Source organism: Sphingomonas sp. GW821-FHT10F11 (assembly GCF_058809095.1).
This window is the reverse complement of record NZ_JBXASH010000001.1, coordinates 1,182,642-1,199,391: the sequence shown is the minus strand read 5'-3', so window position 1 is coordinate 1,199,391 and position 16,750 is coordinate 1,182,642. Positions and strand designations below refer to the sequence as shown.

Here is a 16,750-nt window from a genome sequence, read left to right as displayed (position 1 = left end):
CGGCGCTTTGCGGCGAAACCGGCCCGTAGACAAGGTTTTGGCGCGTCAATCAGGTTTCGAATGGCAGGATGCTCTCGTATCGAGCGAGCGTCGGGGCCCCGATCACCTGGCGGCCATGGCGTAGCAGGAAGGCGTGCCGCACGATCTCGGCCTGCTGCTCGATGCCATAGCGGTGCAGCGGCAGGCCGGGCCGGATCGCGTAATCGTACCGGCAAAAGGGGTGTCGCCTGATCGGCAGCCTGATGCCCCTCTGGTGCTGCCAGATATGGGTCATCTCGTGGATGAACAGCCCCTGGTCGTCGAGCGATCCGGCCGCGAAGTCGTCGCGGTAGCGGCTGCCCTCGGGGTGGAAATGGATCGATCCTGTCGGCGCCATCACCGTCTCGCGCGGCTGGAAGAACGCCCATTTGCGCCGCGCGATTCGTACCAGCGCATAATCGATCGCATCGCCGAACACGCTTCGTGCCAGCGCGATCTCGCCCGGAGTCAGCAGGCGTCCGGTTCGTTCGGCGCTCAACTCCCCGGCGCACCCTCGCCTGCGCCGACCGCGGTGGCCTTGTAGGTGATCCGCTGGCCGTCGGCGAAGGTGAGCAGCAGGGGCACCGGCGCGCCCGGCTTGATGCCGGGGTTCACATCGAACAGCATCACATGCTTGCCGCCCGGCGCGAAGACCAGCTCGCCGCCGGCGGGCAGGGCGACCTGCTCGATCGGTTTCATCGAGGCCATTGATCCCGATTGCATCGATTCGTGCATCTCGGCCCGAATCGAGACGTCGCTGGTCACGCTGACCAGGGTCGCGTCGGCCGGTCCGCCATGCAGCGTGAAATAGGCGGCCGCCGGCCCGCGCGGCACCGCGGCGAGCCTCACCCAGGCGTTGGTGACATGAATTTCCTTGGGACTTTCACAGCCGGCAAGCGCCAGCAGGACACCAAGGAGGGGCAGGATACGCATCATATTCTCCCGCTTCGGGAAATCTTGGGTGCCCTCTACGGAGTCGAAAATCTTGCGGCAAGCGAAAGCCCCCCTATATCGCCAGCAGTAAGTGTCGCGTCGCCCAGTTCGGGGGCGCGGCCGAGAGGCAATTTTTTTTTAGAGAAGACGGGGGCCGAAGAGGACCATGGCTAAAGTAATCGGTATCGATCTGGGCACGACCAACAGCTGCGTTTCCGTGATGGAAGGCGGCAAGCCCAAGGTCATTGAGAATGCGGAAGGCGCACGCACCACGCCTTCGATCGTCGCGTTCGCCAAGGATGGTGAGCGGCTGATCGGTCAGCCGGCCAAGCGCCAGGCGGTGACCAATCCCGAAAACACGGTATTCGCGGTGAAGCGCCTGATCGGCCGCCGCTTCGACGATCCGGTGACCAAGAAGGACACCGAGCTGGTTCCCTATCACATCGTGAAGGGTCCGAACGGCGACGCATGGGTCCAGGCCGGCGGCAAGGATTATTCGCCCGCGCAGATTTCCGCCTTCACCTTGCAGAAGATGAAGGAAACCGCCGAGGCCTATCTCGGCGAGACGGTTACCCAGGCAGTCGTCACGGTTCCGGCCTATTTCAACGACGCACAGCGCCAGGCGACCAAGGACGCCGGCCAGATCGCCGGCCTCGAAGTGCTGCGCATCATCAACGAGCCGACCGCGGCGGCGCTGGCCTATGGCCTGGACAAGCAGGACGGCAAGACGATCGCGGTCTACGATCTCGGCGGCGGCACCTTCGACATCTCGGTGCTCGAGATCGGTGACGGCGTGTTCGAGGTGAAGGCCACCAATGGCGACACCTTCCTCGGCGGCGAGGATTTCGACGACAAGATCCTGCGCTTCCTGGCGGAAGATTTCCGCAAGGCCGAAGGCATCGACCTGACCAAGGACAAGCTGGCGCTCCAGCGCCTGAAGGAAGCCGCGGAAAAGGCGAAGATCGAGCTGAGTTCGGCCGCCACGACCGAGGTCAACCTGCCCTTCATCACCGCCGACCAGAACGGTCCGAAGCATCTGGTGAAGACCATCACCCGCGCCGATCTGGAGCGGCTGGTCGAGGACCTGATCCAGCGCACGCTCGAGCCGTGCCGCAAGGCGCTGGCCGATGCCGGCGTGAAGGCCGCTGACATTGCGGAGGTCGTCCTGGTCGGCGGCATGACCCGCATGCCCAAGGTGCGCCAGGTCGTGAAGGACTTTTTCGGCAAGGAGCCGCATTCGGGCGTCAACCCGGACGAGGTCGTGGCGATGGGTGCCGCGATCCAGGCCGGCGTGCTTCAGGGCGACGTCAAGGACGTGCTGCTGCTCGATGTGACCCCGCTGAGCCTCGGCATCGAGACGCTGGGTGGCGTGTTCACCCGCATGATCGACCGCAACACGACGATCCCGACCAAGAAGTCGCAGGTCTATTCGACCGCTGACGACAATCAGCAGGCCGTGACGATCCGCGTCTTCCAGGGCGAGCGCGAGATGGCCGCCGACAACAAGATGCTCGGCCAGTTCGACCTGGTCGGTATCCCCCCGGCGCCGCGCGGTGTGCCGCAGATCGAGGTCACCTTCGACATCGACGCCAATGGCATCGTCAACGTATCGGCGAAGGACAAGGGCACCGGCAAGGAGCAGCAGATCCGCATCCAGGCCTCGGGTGGCCTCTCGGATCGCGACATTGACCAGATGGTCCGCGATGCCGAGCAGTTCGCCGAGGAGGACAAGAAGCGTCGTGAGGCGGCCGAGGCGAAGAACACGCTCGACAGCCTGATCCACACGACGGAGCGCCAGCTCGCCGACAATGGCGACAAGGTCGACGCGTCGCTCAAGTCCGAGATCGAGGCAGCGGTCGCCACGGCCAAGACGGCAGTCGAGGGCGGCGATCCCGACACGATGCGCGAACAGGCTAACGCCCTGCAGCAGGTCGCGATGAAGCTCGGCCAGGCGATCTACGAGAAGCAGGCCCAGTCGGAGGCGTCGCCCGCCGCCGAGCCGGCGCAGGAGGCGCCCGCCGAGGACGTAGTCGATGCCGAATTCTCGGAAGTCGATGATACCAAAGCGTAACTTGTTGCGTTCCCCCCGTTATTCCTGCGAAGGCAGGGGTAGCGGGGAGGGCGGGGGCCCAAGATGACCACCGAAGTCGATTTCTACGAATTGCTCGAATGCGAGCGCACTGCGGACGATGCGACGCTGAAGGCGTCCTATCGCAAGCTCGCGATGAAATATCACCCCGACAAGAATGACGGGTGCAAGGATAGCGAGTCCCGGTTCAAGGCGATCAGCGAGGCCTATGATTGCCTCAAGGACCCGCAGAAACGCGCGGCCTATGATCGGTTCGGCCATGCCGCCTTCCGCAACGGCGGCGGTGGCGGTGGTGGCGGCGCGCAGGATTTCGGCGCGTTCAGCGACATCTTCGAAAATATCTTCGGCGAGTTCATGGGCGGCGGCGGACGTGCTCCGCGGGGCCCGCGCCGCGGCGCCGATCTGCGCTACGACATGGAGATCACGCTCGAGGATGCGTTCCGCGGCAAGTCGACCGAGATCACCGTTGACGTCTCCGCGTCCTGCGATCCCTGCAAGGGTACCGGCGCCAACCCCGGCACCAGCGCCAAGGCCTGCGGCACCTGCGGCGGCCATGGCAAGGTGCGGGCGCAGCAGGGCTTCTTCGTGGTCGAGCGGACCTGCCCGAGCTGTCACGGCGCCGGCCAGGTCATCTCCGACCCTTGCAGCCATTGCCGCGGCGAGGGTCGGGTCGAAAAGACCAAGACGCTCACCGTCAACATCCCGCCCGGCGTGGACGAGGGCACCCGCGTCCGCCTGACCGGCGAGGGCGAAGCCGGCGCGCGCGGGGCGCCTTCGGGCGATCTCTACATCTTCCTGCACGTGCAGCGGCACGCGCTGTTCGAGCGCGAGGGCACGACCTTGTTCGCCCGTGCCCCGATCAGCTTCACCACCGCATCCCTCGGCGGCGAGATCCGCATCCCGGGCCCGGACGGCGAGCGCCATACGATCAAGATCCCCGCCGGCACCCAGAGCGGCCGCGAGTTGCGCCAGCGCGGTGCCGGCATGCCCGTCCTGCAAGGCCGCGGCCGCGGCGACCTGGTGATCCGCGTCGAGGTCGAAACCCCGACCAGGCTGACCGCCAGGCAGCGCGAGCTCCTCGAACAGTTCCGCGCCACCGAAACCGGCGAGGAAAACCCGCAGACCACCAGCTTCTTCAAGAAAGTGAAGAGCGCGCTGGGCTGATCCTTAATCCCCCTCCCGCTTGCGAGTTTCAGGTCGGTCAGGCTCCCAGCCTGACCTGAACGATGCGGGGCATCGTTCACCTGAAACTGGGTTGGGGGAGGGCCTGTCCGGTCAACCAATCCCGAAACTATCGACCAGCGCTACACTCAACCGCACCGGTTCCACCGGCGTCGCACAACGCGCCGCCAGATCAGCCTGATACGCCTGGAACGACGCTAGCCCCGTCACCGCGTCCGCATCGTCGCCCGCCAGATTGACGAGCAGGTGGATGAACTCGTCCCCGTCCCGGAACAGCGCGTAGCCCAGTCTGTCCGGCGCGGTCGCCCGCACTTCGTCGAACACGGCGCGTGACAGCCGTTCATTCTCGGCCGTGGCTTCGGGTTTGGTCGCATAGCGTACCATCGTCACTCTCTGCATGATGTGGGTCCTTTATCGACGCGGTATGGCGTCGGAGGAAAAGACGGCGTCGATCCCGCAAAGGATTCGGCCGCCGAAAAAGAATCCGCAGCCGAATCCTTTGCGTCTCCGGCGGCGTCCTTGGGCTAAGGGAAATGCGGAGGCGGATGTGACGGATCGGTTGAACGACTGGCTGGGCGATATGCGGCCGAGGCTGCACCGCTACGCCGCGCGCATGATGGGTTCCGCCTTTGACGGCGAGGATGTCGTGCAGGACGCACTCGCCAAGGCGGCGGAAGCACTGGGCGCCGGCGCACAGGTGGCCGAACCCGACGCCTGGATCTTCCGCATCGTCCACAATACAGCGCTCGATGCCCTGCGCCGCAGGCGGCGGCAGGAGGCGCGCGATGCCCTTGCCGTCTCCGACGACATTTCGACCGACGAGGCCGATCGCCGGATCGCAGTGGAGGCGGGGCTGGGCAGCTTCCTGCACCTTGTCCCCGCGCAGCGGTCGAGCGTGGCGCTCATCGACGTGCTTGGCCACTCGCTTGCCGAGACGGCGTCAATCCTCGGCATGACGGTGCCGGCGGTGAAGGCAGCGCTGCATCGCGGTCGAAGCCGGCTGCGCGCGCAGGCGCAGCAGGTCGAGGTCGCGGCGGTCATCGCCCCGGCCGAACGCGAGCGTCTGCGCGCTTATGCCGATCGCTTCAACGCGCATGACTGGGACGCTCTGCGCGCGTTGCTGGCGGATGACGTGAGGCTCGATCTCGCCAACCGGACAGCGCTGTCCGGTGCTCGCGACGTCTCGGTCTATTTCAGCCGCTACGCCGCCTTGCCCGACTGGCGGGCAAGCGTCGGCACGGCCGAGGGCCGCCCTGCCTTGCTGATCGGGAAACTGGGGGACGAGTCCGGCGCACCTGTCTTCGTCGTGCTGCTCGATTGGCGCGGGGATCGGATCGCGGCGATCCGCGACTTCCACTACGCGACCTATATCATGGACGGATTGAGCTGGTCCGCGGTCCCGCCGGCCTAGCCACCCCTTTGGACAAGGGGTGGGCGGGCCGATGGATCAGAGGCTTACGACCTCGACCACCAGCGCAAGAGCCGTGAACGTCAGCATGGTGCTGACCACGGTTTCCAGGAAGCGCATGGTAGGGTCTCCGATGCCGGGAAAGTCCGGCTATGTGTCATGTGGAGATTATTGCGGAATCGCGCAATATTATTACAGGCCTTCGCAGTTGCAGCATTTGCATTCGTCTTATCGACAGATCGCAACGGTTCACCTCACTCGGCCGGCAAATGCAGCGTCAGATCGCCCGCCCGCTCGCGCCGGGGATAGGCAGCATCCATCGCATCCGCGATGATCGGATTGAACCGCTGGTCGAACAGGAGCGACCCGCGCTCGCCGCGCGTGACGAAGAAGCCGAACTCGCCGCGCCGCACCCGCGCCGCCAGCGCCCGCTCGTCATAGACGCCGGCGCTGCCCAGTTCGGCGATGATCGCCGGTTCCCACATCACCCGCTGCCCGCCGCGCAGGACCAGCACCATCTCGTCGGTCACCACCGGCTTGGGGCTGGCCCGGATGCGCTCGACCACCGGCGCCAAGGCCAGGCGCTCCCGCTCGGCCTTGGCATAGTCGGGCCACAATGGCGGATCGATCATCTGTACCGGCAGGCCGACCGCGACGAGCAGGACCAGCGCAAGGCCCGGACGCGCCGGCTGGTTCAACGCGGCGCGGGCCAGCGGCACGCAGGCGATCCCGATCAGTACCGCGATCATGGCGAACCAGTCGATCAGGTAGTTGTCGCTCGCCCCGGACTTGAGGATCGCCGGCAGCATCAGCGTCTTCAGCGCGAGCGTCAGCAGCACGATGGCGGTCGCGGTCAGGCTGGGATCGCCGCGCAACTGCCGCCATCCGCCCGGCGCAAGGTATCGCCACGCCGCGATCGCCCCGATCGCGCCCAGCGCAAGGGTGACGATGTTCGCCATCAGCACCAGCACCAGCATCGTCGCATGATCCCAGATCACGCGGTTGATGTTGTAGGCGAGGATATGGACCAGGAACTGGCCATGGCTCGCCACGCTCAGCACCGTCAGCGCGGTCAGGCCGGTGATGAGCGATGCCGCCAGCATCAGCCAGGCGGCACGTGGCCGCACGATCAGCAGGATCAGGAAAGACGCCGCCGGGGCGGGAAGGTTGGTCTGCCGCGTATAAAGGGCGAGGGTGAACAGCATCCCGGCGACGATTGCCAGCATCGGGCGCTCCGCACTGCGCACCGCGACCAGCAGCCCCGCCAGCGTCAGCGCATAAGCGAGCATGTCGACGCGCATCAAGGTCGACCAGTTGAGCACGACCGGCAGCGTCACGAACGCGAGGCCGGCGATCAGTGCGGCGATCAGGCGTAGCTGGCGATCCTGCGCCCGGCCGATCGCTTCATTGGTCAGCAACCCGATCATCACCGCGCATACAAGCGCCATGACCAGCGATACCAGCCGCCCGGCAAAGAGCGGATCGAGCCCGAACGTCCCCGCGGTCCCCGCCGTCACGACATGATACAGCGGCGGATATTCGAATACGAAGGCGGGCATCGGCCGCAGCGCCTCATAGCCCGATCCGCTCATGATCAGGCGCATCTGCTCCCAGACGACGCCCTCGCCATAGTCGAGATCATAGGGATAACCGAGCGCGACCGCGGCATGCAGCCCGAGCCGGATCAGCCCATAGGCAAAGACCAGCCCCGCGACCGTCAGCGCCGCGCGCGCGACGAGCGTGCGATGCCGGTCGCTATCGATCATGCGGCGGGCACATCCCCGAACACCCGGGCGAAGATCGTGTCGACATGCTTCAGGTGATAGCCGAGGTCGAACTTGTCCTCGATCTCCGCTGGCGACAGGGCTGCGGTCACCTCTGGATCGGCCTTGAGCAATTCGAGCAGCGAGAGTTCGCCGTCCGATTCCCACACCTTCATCGCGTTGCGCTGAACCAGGCGATAGGCGTCCTCGCGGCTCACCCCAGCCTGGGTCAGCGCCAGCAGTACGCGCTGCGAATGAACGAGGCCGCCCATCTTGTTGAGATTCTTCTCCATCCGCGCCGGATAGACGAGCAATTTGTCCATCACGCCCGTGAGCCGCGCCAGCGCGAAGTCGAGCGTGATCGTCGCGTCCGGGCCGATATAGCGCTCGACCGACGAATGGCTGATGTCGCGCTCATGCCACAGCGCCACATTCTCCAGCGCCGGCGTCACATAACCGCGCACCATGCGCGCCAGGCCGGTGAGGTTCTCGGTCAGCACCGGGTTGCGCTTGTGCGGCATCGCTGACGAGCCCTTCTGCCCCGGCGAGAAATATTCCTCGGCCTCCAGCACTTCGGTGCGCTGCAGATGGCGGATCTCGGTCGCGAGCCGCTCGATCGAGCTGGCGATCACGCCCAGCGTCGCGAAGAACATCGCATGCCGGTCGCGCGGAATGACCTGAGTCGAGACCGGCTCGACGCTCAGCCCAAGCTTTTCGGCGACATAGCTTTCCACGAACGGATCGATATTGGCGAAGGTGCCGACCGCGCCCGAGATCGCGCAGGTCGCAATATCGGTCCGCGCCGCGACGAGCCGCGCGCGGTTGCGGTCGAACTCGGCATAGGCCTGGGCGAGCTTGAGGCCGAAGGTCACCGGCTCGGCATGGATGCCGTGGCTGCGGCCGATCGTCGGGGTCAGCTTGTGTTCCACCGCGCGGCGCTTCAGCACGACGAGCAGCGCGTCGATATCGGCGATCAACATGTCGCTGGCGCGCGCGAGCTGCACCGCGAGGCAGGTGTCGAGCACGTCGGACGAGGTCATGCCCTGGTGCATGAAGCGCGCCTCCGGTCCGACATGCTCGGCGACGTTGGTCAGGAACGCGATCACGTCATGCTTGGTCTCGCGCTCGATCTCGTCGATCCGGTCGACTTCGAACGCGCCCTTCTCCCAGATCGCCCTGGCGGCTTCCTTCGGCACCACGCCCAGCTCGGCCAGCGCATCGGTGGCGTGCGCCTCGATCTCGAACCAGATGCGGAATCGGGCTTCGGGCGTCCAGATGGCGACCATGTCGGGGCGTGAGTAGCGTGGCACCATTGCAACGGTTCCTGAAATTCCGGTTTCGGTTCGCCGCGAATCCTGAACGGACTCGCGATGAGCCGCGCGTTAGCAGGGACGGGGCGAAGCTTCAAATCGAGAAAAAATGAACTATCTCGATGGGTGAGGGGTTCTGTCTTCAAGTGTCGGTCAACAGGAAAATTGGCCATTAGACGTATCTTGAAGTAACGCCAACGGAGAGAACCATGTTGAAATATATTTTTCTTGCCAGCGCTATGACGATTTCTGTCCCTGTTCTTGCGCAGGATAAACCTGCCGATACACAGAAGGCGCCGACTACGCAAACCGCGCCGGCGCCGACTGCGCCGGAAGCGACACCAGCCGCGCCCGATGCTACGGCGCCCGCCACGGGCTCGCCCGTCGATCAGGCGATGCAGGCGGTGACGCCGGTTACCGATCAGGCCGCACCGCAGACGGCGCAGACGCAGACTACGCCTGCTCCGGCTGATCCAGCCGCCGCAGCGCCGGCCCAGACCGCTGCCGCCCAGCCGGCGACCAGCGCCGACCAGATCGCCCAGGTCGTGAGCACCGAGTTCCCGACCTATGACAAGGACTCGAACGGCTCGCTCAACGAGACCGAGTTCAGTTCCTGGATGGTCGCGCTGAAGACGGCCAGCGATCCGACGACCAAGGCGGACAGCGCCGCCACCAAGACCTGGGTCGACCAGGCCTTTGCCAGCGCCGACACCGACAAGAACAAGGCGCTGTCGAAAACTGAGCTCACCGGGTTCCTGACCAAGGGCTCGTAAAAGATCCTAGCGGGACGCGCAGTCCCTCCGGGGCGGCCGTCGGACCTTCGGGCCCGGCGGCCGTTCGCCGTTTCAGATCACCCCACCATGGCGCGCCGGTCAATCTACACCCTTTGGCACTCCTGAAGGCTTGGAGGGGCGCAGGGAGCGACAACTTGCCACCGTCATGCCGGACTTGTTCCGGCATCCACCGTTCCGCAAAACTCCTCGACCGTTGGTCGTGCGGCACGGTGGACCCCGGGGTGACGGAAAGGTTTTTGGCCGAATCGAATCCGCCCCTCGCTGCCCTACATCAGCCCCAGCGCCCGCAGGCTGGAATGGCCGCTCGTGCCCATGATGATATGATCATGCACGGTGATGCCCATGCGCTTGCCGCCTTCCACCATGTTGCGCGTGATCTCGATATCGGCGCGGCTCGGCGAGGGGTCGCCGCTCGGGTGGTTGTGCACCAGGATGATCGCCGCCGATCCAAGGTCCATCGCCCGCTTGATCACCTCGCGGACATAGACGGCGGCCTCGTCGATCGATCCCTCGCTCATCAGCTCGTCGCGGATCAGCATGTTCCTGGTGTTGAGGTGAAGCACCCGCACACGCTCGTTGACGTGATGCGCCATGTCCGCGCGCAGATAATCGAGCAGCGCCTGCCAGTTGGACAGGACCGGCCGCTCCGCCACCTCGGCGCGCAGCAGGCGCAGCGCAATGGCGTGCGCGACCTTGACCGCCGCGACCGACGTCTCGCCCATGCCCTTTACCCGCGCCAGCGCCTCATGATCGGCGGTCAGCAGCCCGCCGATCCCACCGAATTCGGCGAGCAGCGCCTTGGCCAGCGGCTTGGTGTCGCGCCGCGGAATCGCCAGCGCGAGCAGATATTCGATCAGCTCATGATCGAGCAGCGCGTCGGATCCGCCTTTGCCCAGCCGCTGGCGCAGGCGGGCACGGTGGCCGCTATTGTCTGGTTCGGGAACGCTCATTGCGGTTGGAGGATTAGTGCGGGGGCTGGCCACGCGCAATTGCGCGTGCTTGGGGGTGTCCTATGCTTGAATGCGGGCGCATCCTCGTGCCGCACCGGGAGTGGCGAGCGGCGTGAGTCTGGACGAAGCGATCGAGGACAAGCCCCGCTGGCGACGGGCCCGCCGGGTCGCGCTCGTCGTCGCGCTGGTGCTGCTCGGGGGGCTGATCGCGCTCTGGACCCAGCGCAAGCCGATCGCGTCGAGCTATATCGACAAGGCGCTCACCGGCTACGGTGTACCCGCGCGCTACCGGATCGCGGATCTCGGCTTCAACCGCCAGCGGCTGACCCATGTGTCGATCGGCGATCCCGCGCACCCCGATCTCGTCGCCGACTGGATCGAGCTGCGCACCAGCATCGGCCTGTCCGGCGCCACCGTCACCGCGATCCGTGCGGGCCATGTCCGGATGAACGCGCGGCTGGTCGACGGCAAACTGTCGCTCGGCGCGCTCGACAGACTGATGCCCGCCCCTTCCGGCAAGCCGTTCGCGCTGCCCGACCTCTATGCCGATGTGGAGGATGCGCGGATCAGGCTGATCGCGCCGCAGGGCGTGGTCGGCCTCAAGCTGAGCGGGCGGGGGAGGCTGAACAACGGCTTTGCCGGCCAGGTTGCGGCGATCACCGAACGGCTCGATCTCGGTACCTGCATCAGCGGTCCGGCGACGGCGGTGCTGGCGGTACATATTGAATCATCGCGCCCGACGCTGCGCGGACCGGTCCATGCCGCAAAGCTGGATTGCTCCGGCGTGACGCTGACGGATGCGGGCGCCGATATCTCGGTGACGCTCGATCAGGCGCTGGACGGTTGGCGCGGTGACGCGAAACTGGCCGTGGCGAAGATCCGTCATGCTTCCGCCGAACTTCATGCCCTTGCCGGCACGATCGACTTTGCCGGCAAGGCTGACGGTACCGCCGGCAAGCTGAACCTCGCATCGGGCATCGCCGGGGTCCGGGGTTTCGCCGCCGGCACGACGACGCTCGCCGGGACCTACCGCTTCGGCAAGGCCGGCATCGCGTTCGACGGCAAGGCCGGTGCCCGCCACGCCCTGTTGGGCCGCCAGATGCGCGCCCGGCTGGCATCGTATCGCGACATGGGTGCCGGTACGCCGGTCGGGCCGCTGGTCCACAAGGCGGTCGATGCGGCGGTGGCCGGTGCCCAATCCGCCGATCTCGACGCCGATATATCTGTCTCGCTCGATGGGGGGCGCGGCCAGGCCAGGGTATCGCGGCTCCAGCTCGCGACCGCCTCCGGCGCCTGGGCGACGATCGCCGGCGGGGAGGGCGTCGGCTATGCCTGGCCGGGCGGCGGCGTGCGCTTCGATGGCTCGGTCGACCTGGGCGGCGGCGATCTTCCGACCGCCACCATCCGCATCGCACAAGCAGTGGCCGGCGGACCGGTGAGCGGCACCGCTACCGTGCAGCCCTATGCCGCGGGAAATGCCAGCCTCGCGCTGACGCCGGTCAGCTTCGCCGCGACACAAAGCGGCACGACCCGCATCGCGACGCGCGTCACCCTGTCGGGGCCGCTCGGCGACGGCCGGATCGACACCCTCGTCCTGCCGGTGACGGGCCTGTGGGACGGACGCGACCGGCTCCAGATCAACCGCACCTGCGCGCCGCTGTCGATCGATGCGCTCGCCCTATCGAGCTTCAGGCTGGGCCGGGCCGCCGCCACGCTCTGCCCGGTCGACGGGGCGATGTTCCGTCTCGACGGCGGCCGGATCGGCGGCGGCATTCAGTCCGGCGCGTTGCGGCTGTCTGGGGCGATCGGCAGTTCGCCACTCACCCTGTCCACCGCCAGCCTCATGCTTCGCCTGCGCGACACCCGCGCCGATCTGCGCAACGTCGATATCCGCATCGGTGCGCCGGAGCGAGCGACCCAGCTATCCTTCGCGCATGTCGAGGGTGGCCTCTCGGGCGGCACCATGGCCGGCACGATCGAGGGTGGATCGGGCCGCATCGCCAATGTGCCGTTGCTGATGTCGGAAGCGCGGGGGCGCTGGACCTTTGCCAGGGGCGTGCTCGACCTGACCGGCGGCACGCTGAGTGTGGCCGATGCCGATTCCGCGCCGCGCTTCCATCCCCTCGCTGGCAGCGAGGTCGCGCTCCGCCTCGCCGACAACCGCATCACCGCCACCGGGCGGCTGAGCACGCCCGAGAAGCATATCTTCGTCAGCGGGGTCGCGATCGAGCATGATCTGTCGAACGGCAGCGGCCATGCCGATCTCAGCGTGCCGGGCATCGCCTTTGGGGAGGCGCTCCAGCCCGACCAGCTCACCCCGCTGACCTACGGCGTGATCGCCAATGTCGTCGGCACTGTCTCGGGCGAGGGTCATATACGCTGGAACCAGGCCGGCGTGACCAGCGAGGGCATTTTCCGCACCCCGGGCACCGATCTCGCCGCCGCCTTTGGTCCGGTCACCGGCATCGCGGGGGAGATCCGCTTTACCGACCTGCTCAACCTGGAAACCGCGCCCGGCCAGATCGCCACCGTCAAGACGGTCAACCCGGGCATCGCGGTGAATGACGGCACGATCCGCTACCGGCTGCTCGCCGGCACCCGGGTCCAGGTGGAGGAGGGGCGCTGGCCGTTCGCAGGAGGGGCGCTGGTCCTGGAACCGACCATGCTCGATTTCGGCCAGAAGATCGAACGCCGCATGACCTTCACCGTCAGCAGCATGGACGCCGGCCAGTTCCTCCAGCAATTCGACTTCAAGAATCTCAACGCGACCGGCATCTTCGACGGCACCCTGCCGATGGTCTTCGACGAGCAGGGCGGGCGGATCGAGAATGGCCGGCTGACCGTGCGGGTCGGCGGCGGCACGCTCGCTTATGTCGGGGAGATCAGCCAGAAGGATGTCGGCATGTGGGGCAATCTTGCCTTCCAGGCGCTGAAATCGCTGCGCTATCGCTATCTGGAGCTGGTGATGAACGGCCCGCTGGCGGGTGAGATGGTCACCGAAGTGCGCTTTGCCGGGGTCGGCCAGGGCGAAGGGGCGAAGCGCAACTTCATTATCGACCGGCTACAGAAGCTGCCCTTCATCTTCAACGTCCGGATCAAGGCACCCTTCCGCGGGCTGATCGATTCGGCTGCCTCCTTCTACGATCCGAAACGCCTCATCCAGCGCAACCTGCCCGCCCTGCTGGAGGAGCAGCGCAAGCGCGCGAAGCCTCCGCCCGACGCGAACGGGCAGACGCCGCCACCCATCCAGCCCATTCAGCCTGCCGAAAGCGAGAAACTGCCATGACCGAAACAGGATTGACGAAACGAAAGTGGAGACCGACGAGGTACGGGATGAAGAGAATGCTATCGATCATGGCCCTGGGCGCCAGCACCGCGACGAGCGGCTGCATCAACGTGACCGCCCCGGACAAGCCGATCGAGATCAATCTCAACATCAACGTGACTCAGGAGGTGGTCTATCGGCTCGATGGCGAGGCGAAGACGTTGATCCAGCAGAATCCGGGTATTTTCTGATGAAGAAGATGATGAAGCTCATGACGATCACGGCGGCCCTCGGGGTCGCGGGCCTTGCCACGGCGGCCTATGCGCAGCGCGATCCCGCTTATCAGGCGGCGCGTTCGGCCGGCCAGGTCGGCGAGCAGCCTGATGGCTATCTCGGCGTCGTCGGTGCCGGCACCGCGGAACTGCGCGCGCTGGTCAACAACATCAACATCCAGCGCAAGGCGAAATATACCCAGAGCGCGGCCTCGGGGGCGACGGTGGAGCAGATGGCGTTCGTCAGCGGCTGCAACCTGATCCTGCAGACGGCGGTGGGCGAGAAGTACAAGACGCCGGGCGGCACCTGGGCGACCCGCGGCGCGGGCGCCCCGGAACGCGACTCCCGCTGCGTTTGAGGCCCTCCTCTCCCGCATGCGGGAGAGGAAAGGGGGCCACACGACCAGTTCGCTTCGTCCCATCGACGCTTTCGACCGCTTCGCCGTCAGTTTGCGATCATGACAACAATGTAATGATGTAACATCGACTTTCACCGCTATCGGCCTGCCCCGTCAGCGCAGGCTGACGGCATGAGGTGAAAGGGATCTCGATGGGTCGGTCGATGTTGCTCGCAGGGTGCGGCTTCGGGCTTTTGGTGGCGTCTCCGGCCTGGGCGAAGGACGCGCCCGCCGATTCCGCGGGCGATGTGGTCCCCAAGGATATCGTCGTCACCGCGCAGAAGCTCGATGCCGCGCGGGACGCGATCCTGCCGTCGCTTGGGGCTAGCGACTACAGCCTCGACCGCACCATGCTGGAGAAGCAGCCGGGAGGGGTCGACCGCAGCCTCTCCCAGGTGCTGCTCCAGGCGCCTGGCGTCACGCTTGACAGCTACGGCGCGATCCATGTCCGCAACGAGCACGCCAATCTCCAATACCGGCTGGACGGGGTGATCGTGCCGGAGAGCATTTCCGGCTTCGGCTCCACCTTCGATCCCCGCATCGCGCAGTCGATCGACCTCGTGACCGGCACGCTGCCGGCGCAATATGGCTATCGCACTTCGGGCGTGGTCAGCCTGAAGACGCGCTCCGGCGCGTTCGACGATGGTGGCGATGTCGGTTTCTACGGCGGCAGCCGGGGCAGTCTGCAGCCGAGCGCCTCGCTGCACGGATCGAGCGGCAATCTGAATTATTTCGTCTCCGGCAGCTATCAGGAGAATGATCTGGGCGTCGAGAACCCGATCGGCACGCGCGACGCGATCCACGATCATACCCGGCAATACCGCGCCTTCGGCTATCTCTCCGATATCCTGTCGGACACCAGCCGGATCACCGCGTTCGGCGGTACGTCGATCGGCTATTTCCAGATTCCCGACAATCCGGGCCAGGGCGGGGCCGGGCCCAACGGCATGAACTGGGTCCTGAACGGCAAATCGGATTTCGATTCGGCGACGCTCGACCAGAACCAGCGCGAGATCACGCATTATGGCGTGCTCACCTATCAATATGCCGGCGATGCCCTCAATTTCCAGGTCGCGCCCTTCATCCGCTATTCGCAGACTCGCTTCACGCCCGATCCGCAGGGCGGCGATCTCATCCTCGCCGGGGTCGCCGACAATTCGCGGCTGTCGAGCCTCACTGCCGGTGTCCAGGCTGATGGCAGTTACAAGCTCTCGGACAGCCACACGCTGCGTTTTGGCCTCTTCTTCCAGAACGAGCGGACACGATCGACCGTCACCTCACGCGTCTTCACGATCGACACGCTTCCCAGTGGCGATATCGTCCAGACATCCGACGTTCCGCTGTCGATCACCGACAGCGGCGGGCGCAACGGCCAGCTCTACGGCGTCTATCTCCAGGACGAATGGTCGCTGACCCCGACGCTGACGCTCAACTATGGTGCCCGCTTCGACGCGGTGCGCGCCTATACGAACGAGCAGCAGGTCAGCCCCCGCGTCAACATGGTGTGGAAGCCGGGCGAGGGGACGACCTTCCATCTCGGCTATGCGCGCAACTTCACCCCGCCGCCGCAGGAACTGATCGCCGCGCCGACCCTGGCGCTGTTCGCCGGCACGACCAAGGCGACCGAGATCATGACGGCGGACCCGGTGCGCGCCGAACGCGAGCATTATTTCGACGGCGGCGTGCAACAGGCGATCGCGCCCGGCTTCAAGGTCGGGCTCGACGCCTATTACAAGATCAAGCGCAACCTGCTCGACGAGGGGCAGTTCGGTCCCTCGCTCGTGCTGTCCCCGTTCAACTATGCGAAGGGCTATGCCTGGGGTGTCGAGTTCAGCGCCAACTACACCCACCGTGCGCTCGATCTCTACGCCAATGTCGCGCGCGGCGAGGAGAAGGGCCGGAACATCGTCTCCAGCCAGTATTTCTTCGCGCCCGACGAACTCGCCTATATTGCGAACCACAGCATCTTCACGGACCATTCGCAGCGCTGGACCGCCTCGGGCGGCGGCAGCGTCACGATCGGGGACGGGATCGGCACGCTCGTGCCGACCGTATCCTTCCTCTATGGCGACGGCCTGCGCGCCGACGATCCGGCGGGCCTGGTCCCCAATGGCGGAAAGCTGCCGTCCTATTTCACCGCCGATGTCGGGATCGCGCAGAATCTCGACGGCCCCGGCGTGCTCAAGGGCCTGTCGATCCGCCTCGATGTCACCAACATCTTCGACAAGAGCTATCTGATCCGAGACGGATCGGGCGTCGGCGTCGGCGCGCCGCAATATGGCGCGCGCCGCGGCGTGTTCGCAGGGATCCGCAAGAGCTTCTGAGCAAAAAAGGGGTCAGAGTGAATTTTCGCTTTTCGTGCGCCAGC

The 16,750-nt window shown here is 66.0% G+C and carries 14 protein-coding genes; 8 read left to right on the top strand and 6 right to left on the bottom strand.

The window, feature by feature from the left end:
- Positions 1-49: 49 nt before the first annotated feature.
- Together AC1RT8_RS05955 and AC1RT8_RS05950 are read right to left on the bottom strand one after the other, a co-directional pair.
- Entirely contained in the window at positions 50-517 is a 468-nt protein-coding gene (locus tag AC1RT8_RS05955) for a vgr related protein (protein WP_493074634.1), read from the bottom strand.
- Positions 514-951 carry a copper chaperone PCu(A)C gene (locus tag AC1RT8_RS05950; protein ID WP_493074633.1) on the bottom strand — a complete coding sequence of 146 codons (438 nt, stop codon included), beginning with the start codon at positions 949-951 and terminating at the stop codon, positions 514-516. Before AC1RT8_RS05950 ends, AC1RT8_RS05955 begins: the two co-directional genes overlap by 4 nt.
- A gap of 166 nt (positions 952-1,117) precedes the next feature.
- Here AC1RT8_RS05950 and dnaK point away from each other — a divergent pair, with 166 nt between their 5' ends.
- Entirely contained in the window at positions 1,118-3,022 is a 1,905-nt protein-coding gene (gene dnaK / locus AC1RT8_RS05945; RefSeq protein ID WP_493074632.1) for a molecular chaperone DnaK, read from the top strand.
- A gap of 63 nt (positions 3,023-3,085) precedes the next feature.
- Entirely contained in the window at positions 3,086-4,204 is a 1,119-nt protein-coding gene (gene dnaJ / locus AC1RT8_RS05940) for a molecular chaperone DnaJ (protein ID WP_493074631.1), read from the top strand.
- A gap of 111 nt (positions 4,205-4,315) precedes the next feature.
- On the opposite strand, the gene AC1RT8_RS05935 is transcribed toward dnaJ, so the two are convergent.
- Positions 4,316-4,621 (bottom strand): hypothetical protein, encoded by a 306-nt coding sequence (locus AC1RT8_RS05935; protein WP_493074630.1) that lies wholly within the window; start codon positions 4,619-4,621, stop codon positions 4,316-4,318.
- 148 nt (positions 4,622-4,769) lie between these two features.
- Between AC1RT8_RS05935 and AC1RT8_RS05930 the strand changes: the two genes are divergently transcribed.
- Positions 4,770-5,633 (top strand): sigma-70 family RNA polymerase sigma factor, encoded by an 864-nt coding sequence (locus AC1RT8_RS05930; protein WP_493074629.1) that lies wholly within the window; start codon positions 4,770-4,772, stop codon positions 5,631-5,633.
- A gap of 251 nt (positions 5,634-5,884) precedes the next feature.
- On the opposite strand, the gene AC1RT8_RS05925 is transcribed toward AC1RT8_RS05930, so the two are convergent.
- Positions 5,885-7,396 (bottom strand): ArnT family glycosyltransferase, encoded by a 1,512-nt coding sequence (locus AC1RT8_RS05925; protein WP_493074628.1) that lies wholly within the window; start codon positions 7,394-7,396, stop codon positions 5,885-5,887.
- Positions 7,393-8,706, bottom strand: coding sequence for an adenylosuccinate lyase (gene purB / locus AC1RT8_RS05920; protein ID WP_493074627.1), 1,314 nt, complete (start codon positions 8,704-8,706; stop codon positions 7,393-7,395). The genes AC1RT8_RS05925 and purB overlap by 4 nt, the downstream gene beginning before the upstream one ends.
- A 236-nt stretch (positions 8,707-8,942) precedes the next feature.
- On the opposite strand from purB, the gene AC1RT8_RS05915 reads away from it, so the two are divergent.
- Positions 8,943-9,476, top strand: coding sequence for an EF-hand domain-containing protein (locus tag AC1RT8_RS05915; RefSeq protein ID WP_493074626.1), 534 nt, complete (start codon positions 8,943-8,945; stop codon positions 9,474-9,476).
- 287 nt (positions 9,477-9,763) lie between these two features.
- Here AC1RT8_RS05915 and radC read toward each other — a convergent pair whose 3' ends face one another.
- Positions 9,764-10,447, bottom strand: a complete 684-nt coding sequence (gene radC, locus AC1RT8_RS05910) for a RadC family protein (protein WP_493074625.1) — start codon at positions 10,445-10,447, stop codon at positions 9,764-9,766.
- A 112-nt stretch (positions 10,448-10,559) separates the two neighbouring features.
- Between radC and AC1RT8_RS05905 the strand changes: the two genes are divergently transcribed.
- From AC1RT8_RS05905 to AC1RT8_RS05890, 4 genes are all read left to right on the top strand, one after another.
- Complete coding sequence (locus AC1RT8_RS05905) at positions 10,560-13,733, top strand: intermembrane phospholipid transport YdbH family protein (protein ID WP_493074624.1); 3,174 nt, start codon at positions 10,560-10,562, stop codon at positions 13,731-13,733.
- A 47-nt stretch (positions 13,734-13,780) separates the two neighbouring features.
- Positions 13,781-13,963 carry a YnbE family lipoprotein gene (locus AC1RT8_RS05900; RefSeq protein ID WP_493074623.1) on the top strand — a complete coding sequence of 61 codons (183 nt, stop codon included), beginning with the start codon at positions 13,781-13,783 and terminating at the stop codon, positions 13,961-13,963.
- Positions 13,964-13,971: 8 nt separating this feature from the next.
- Positions 13,972-14,343 (top strand): YdbL family probable chaperone protein, encoded by a 372-nt coding sequence (locus tag AC1RT8_RS05895; protein ID WP_493074687.1) that lies wholly within the window; start codon positions 13,972-13,974, stop codon positions 14,341-14,343.
- A gap of 191 nt (positions 14,344-14,534) precedes the next feature.
- Complete coding sequence (locus AC1RT8_RS05890; RefSeq protein WP_493074622.1) at positions 14,535-16,706, top strand: TonB-dependent receptor; 2,172 nt, start codon at positions 14,535-14,537, stop codon at positions 16,704-16,706.
- The last annotated feature ends 44 nt before the right edge of the window (positions 16,707-16,750 follow it).

What these genes read in the sequence shown, in the direction of transcription:
- AC1RT8_RS05950 (WP_493074633.1), bottom strand. Translation starts at nt 951, where the DNA reads ATGCGTATCCTGCCCCTCCTTGGTGTCCTGCTGGCGCTTGCCGGCTGT.
- dnaK (WP_493074632.1), top strand. Translation starts at nt 1,118, where the DNA reads ATGGCTAAAGTAATCGGTATCGATCTGGGCACGACCAACAGCTGCGTT.
- dnaJ (WP_493074631.1), top strand. Translation starts at nt 3,086, where the DNA reads ATGACCACCGAAGTCGATTTCTACGAATTGCTCGAATGCGAGCGCACT.
- AC1RT8_RS05935 (WP_493074630.1), bottom strand. Translation starts at nt 4,621, where the DNA reads ATGCAGAGAGTGACGATGGTACGCTATGCGACCAAACCCGAAGCCACG.
- AC1RT8_RS05925 (WP_493074628.1), bottom strand. Translation starts at nt 7,396, where the DNA reads ATGATCGATAGCGACCGGCATCGCACGCTCGTCGCGCGCGCGGCGCTG.
- purB (WP_493074627.1), bottom strand. Translation starts at nt 8,706, where the DNA reads ATGGTGCCACGCTACTCACGCCCCGACATGGTCGCCATCTGGACGCCC.
- AC1RT8_RS05915 (WP_493074626.1), top strand. Translation starts at nt 8,943, where the DNA reads ATGACGATTTCTGTCCCTGTTCTTGCGCAGGATAAACCTGCCGATACA.
- radC (WP_493074625.1), bottom strand. Translation starts at nt 10,447, where the DNA reads ATGAGCGTTCCCGAACCAGACAATAGCGGCCACCGTGCCCGCCTGCGC.
- AC1RT8_RS05900 (WP_493074623.1), top strand. Translation starts at nt 13,781, where the DNA reads ATGAAGAGAATGCTATCGATCATGGCCCTGGGCGCCAGCACCGCGACG.
- AC1RT8_RS05895 (WP_493074687.1), top strand. Translation starts at nt 13,972, where the DNA reads ATGATGAAGCTCATGACGATCACGGCGGCCCTCGGGGTCGCGGGCCTT.
- AC1RT8_RS05890 (WP_493074622.1), top strand. Translation starts at nt 14,535, where the DNA reads ATGGGTCGGTCGATGTTGCTCGCAGGGTGCGGCTTCGGGCTTTTGGTG.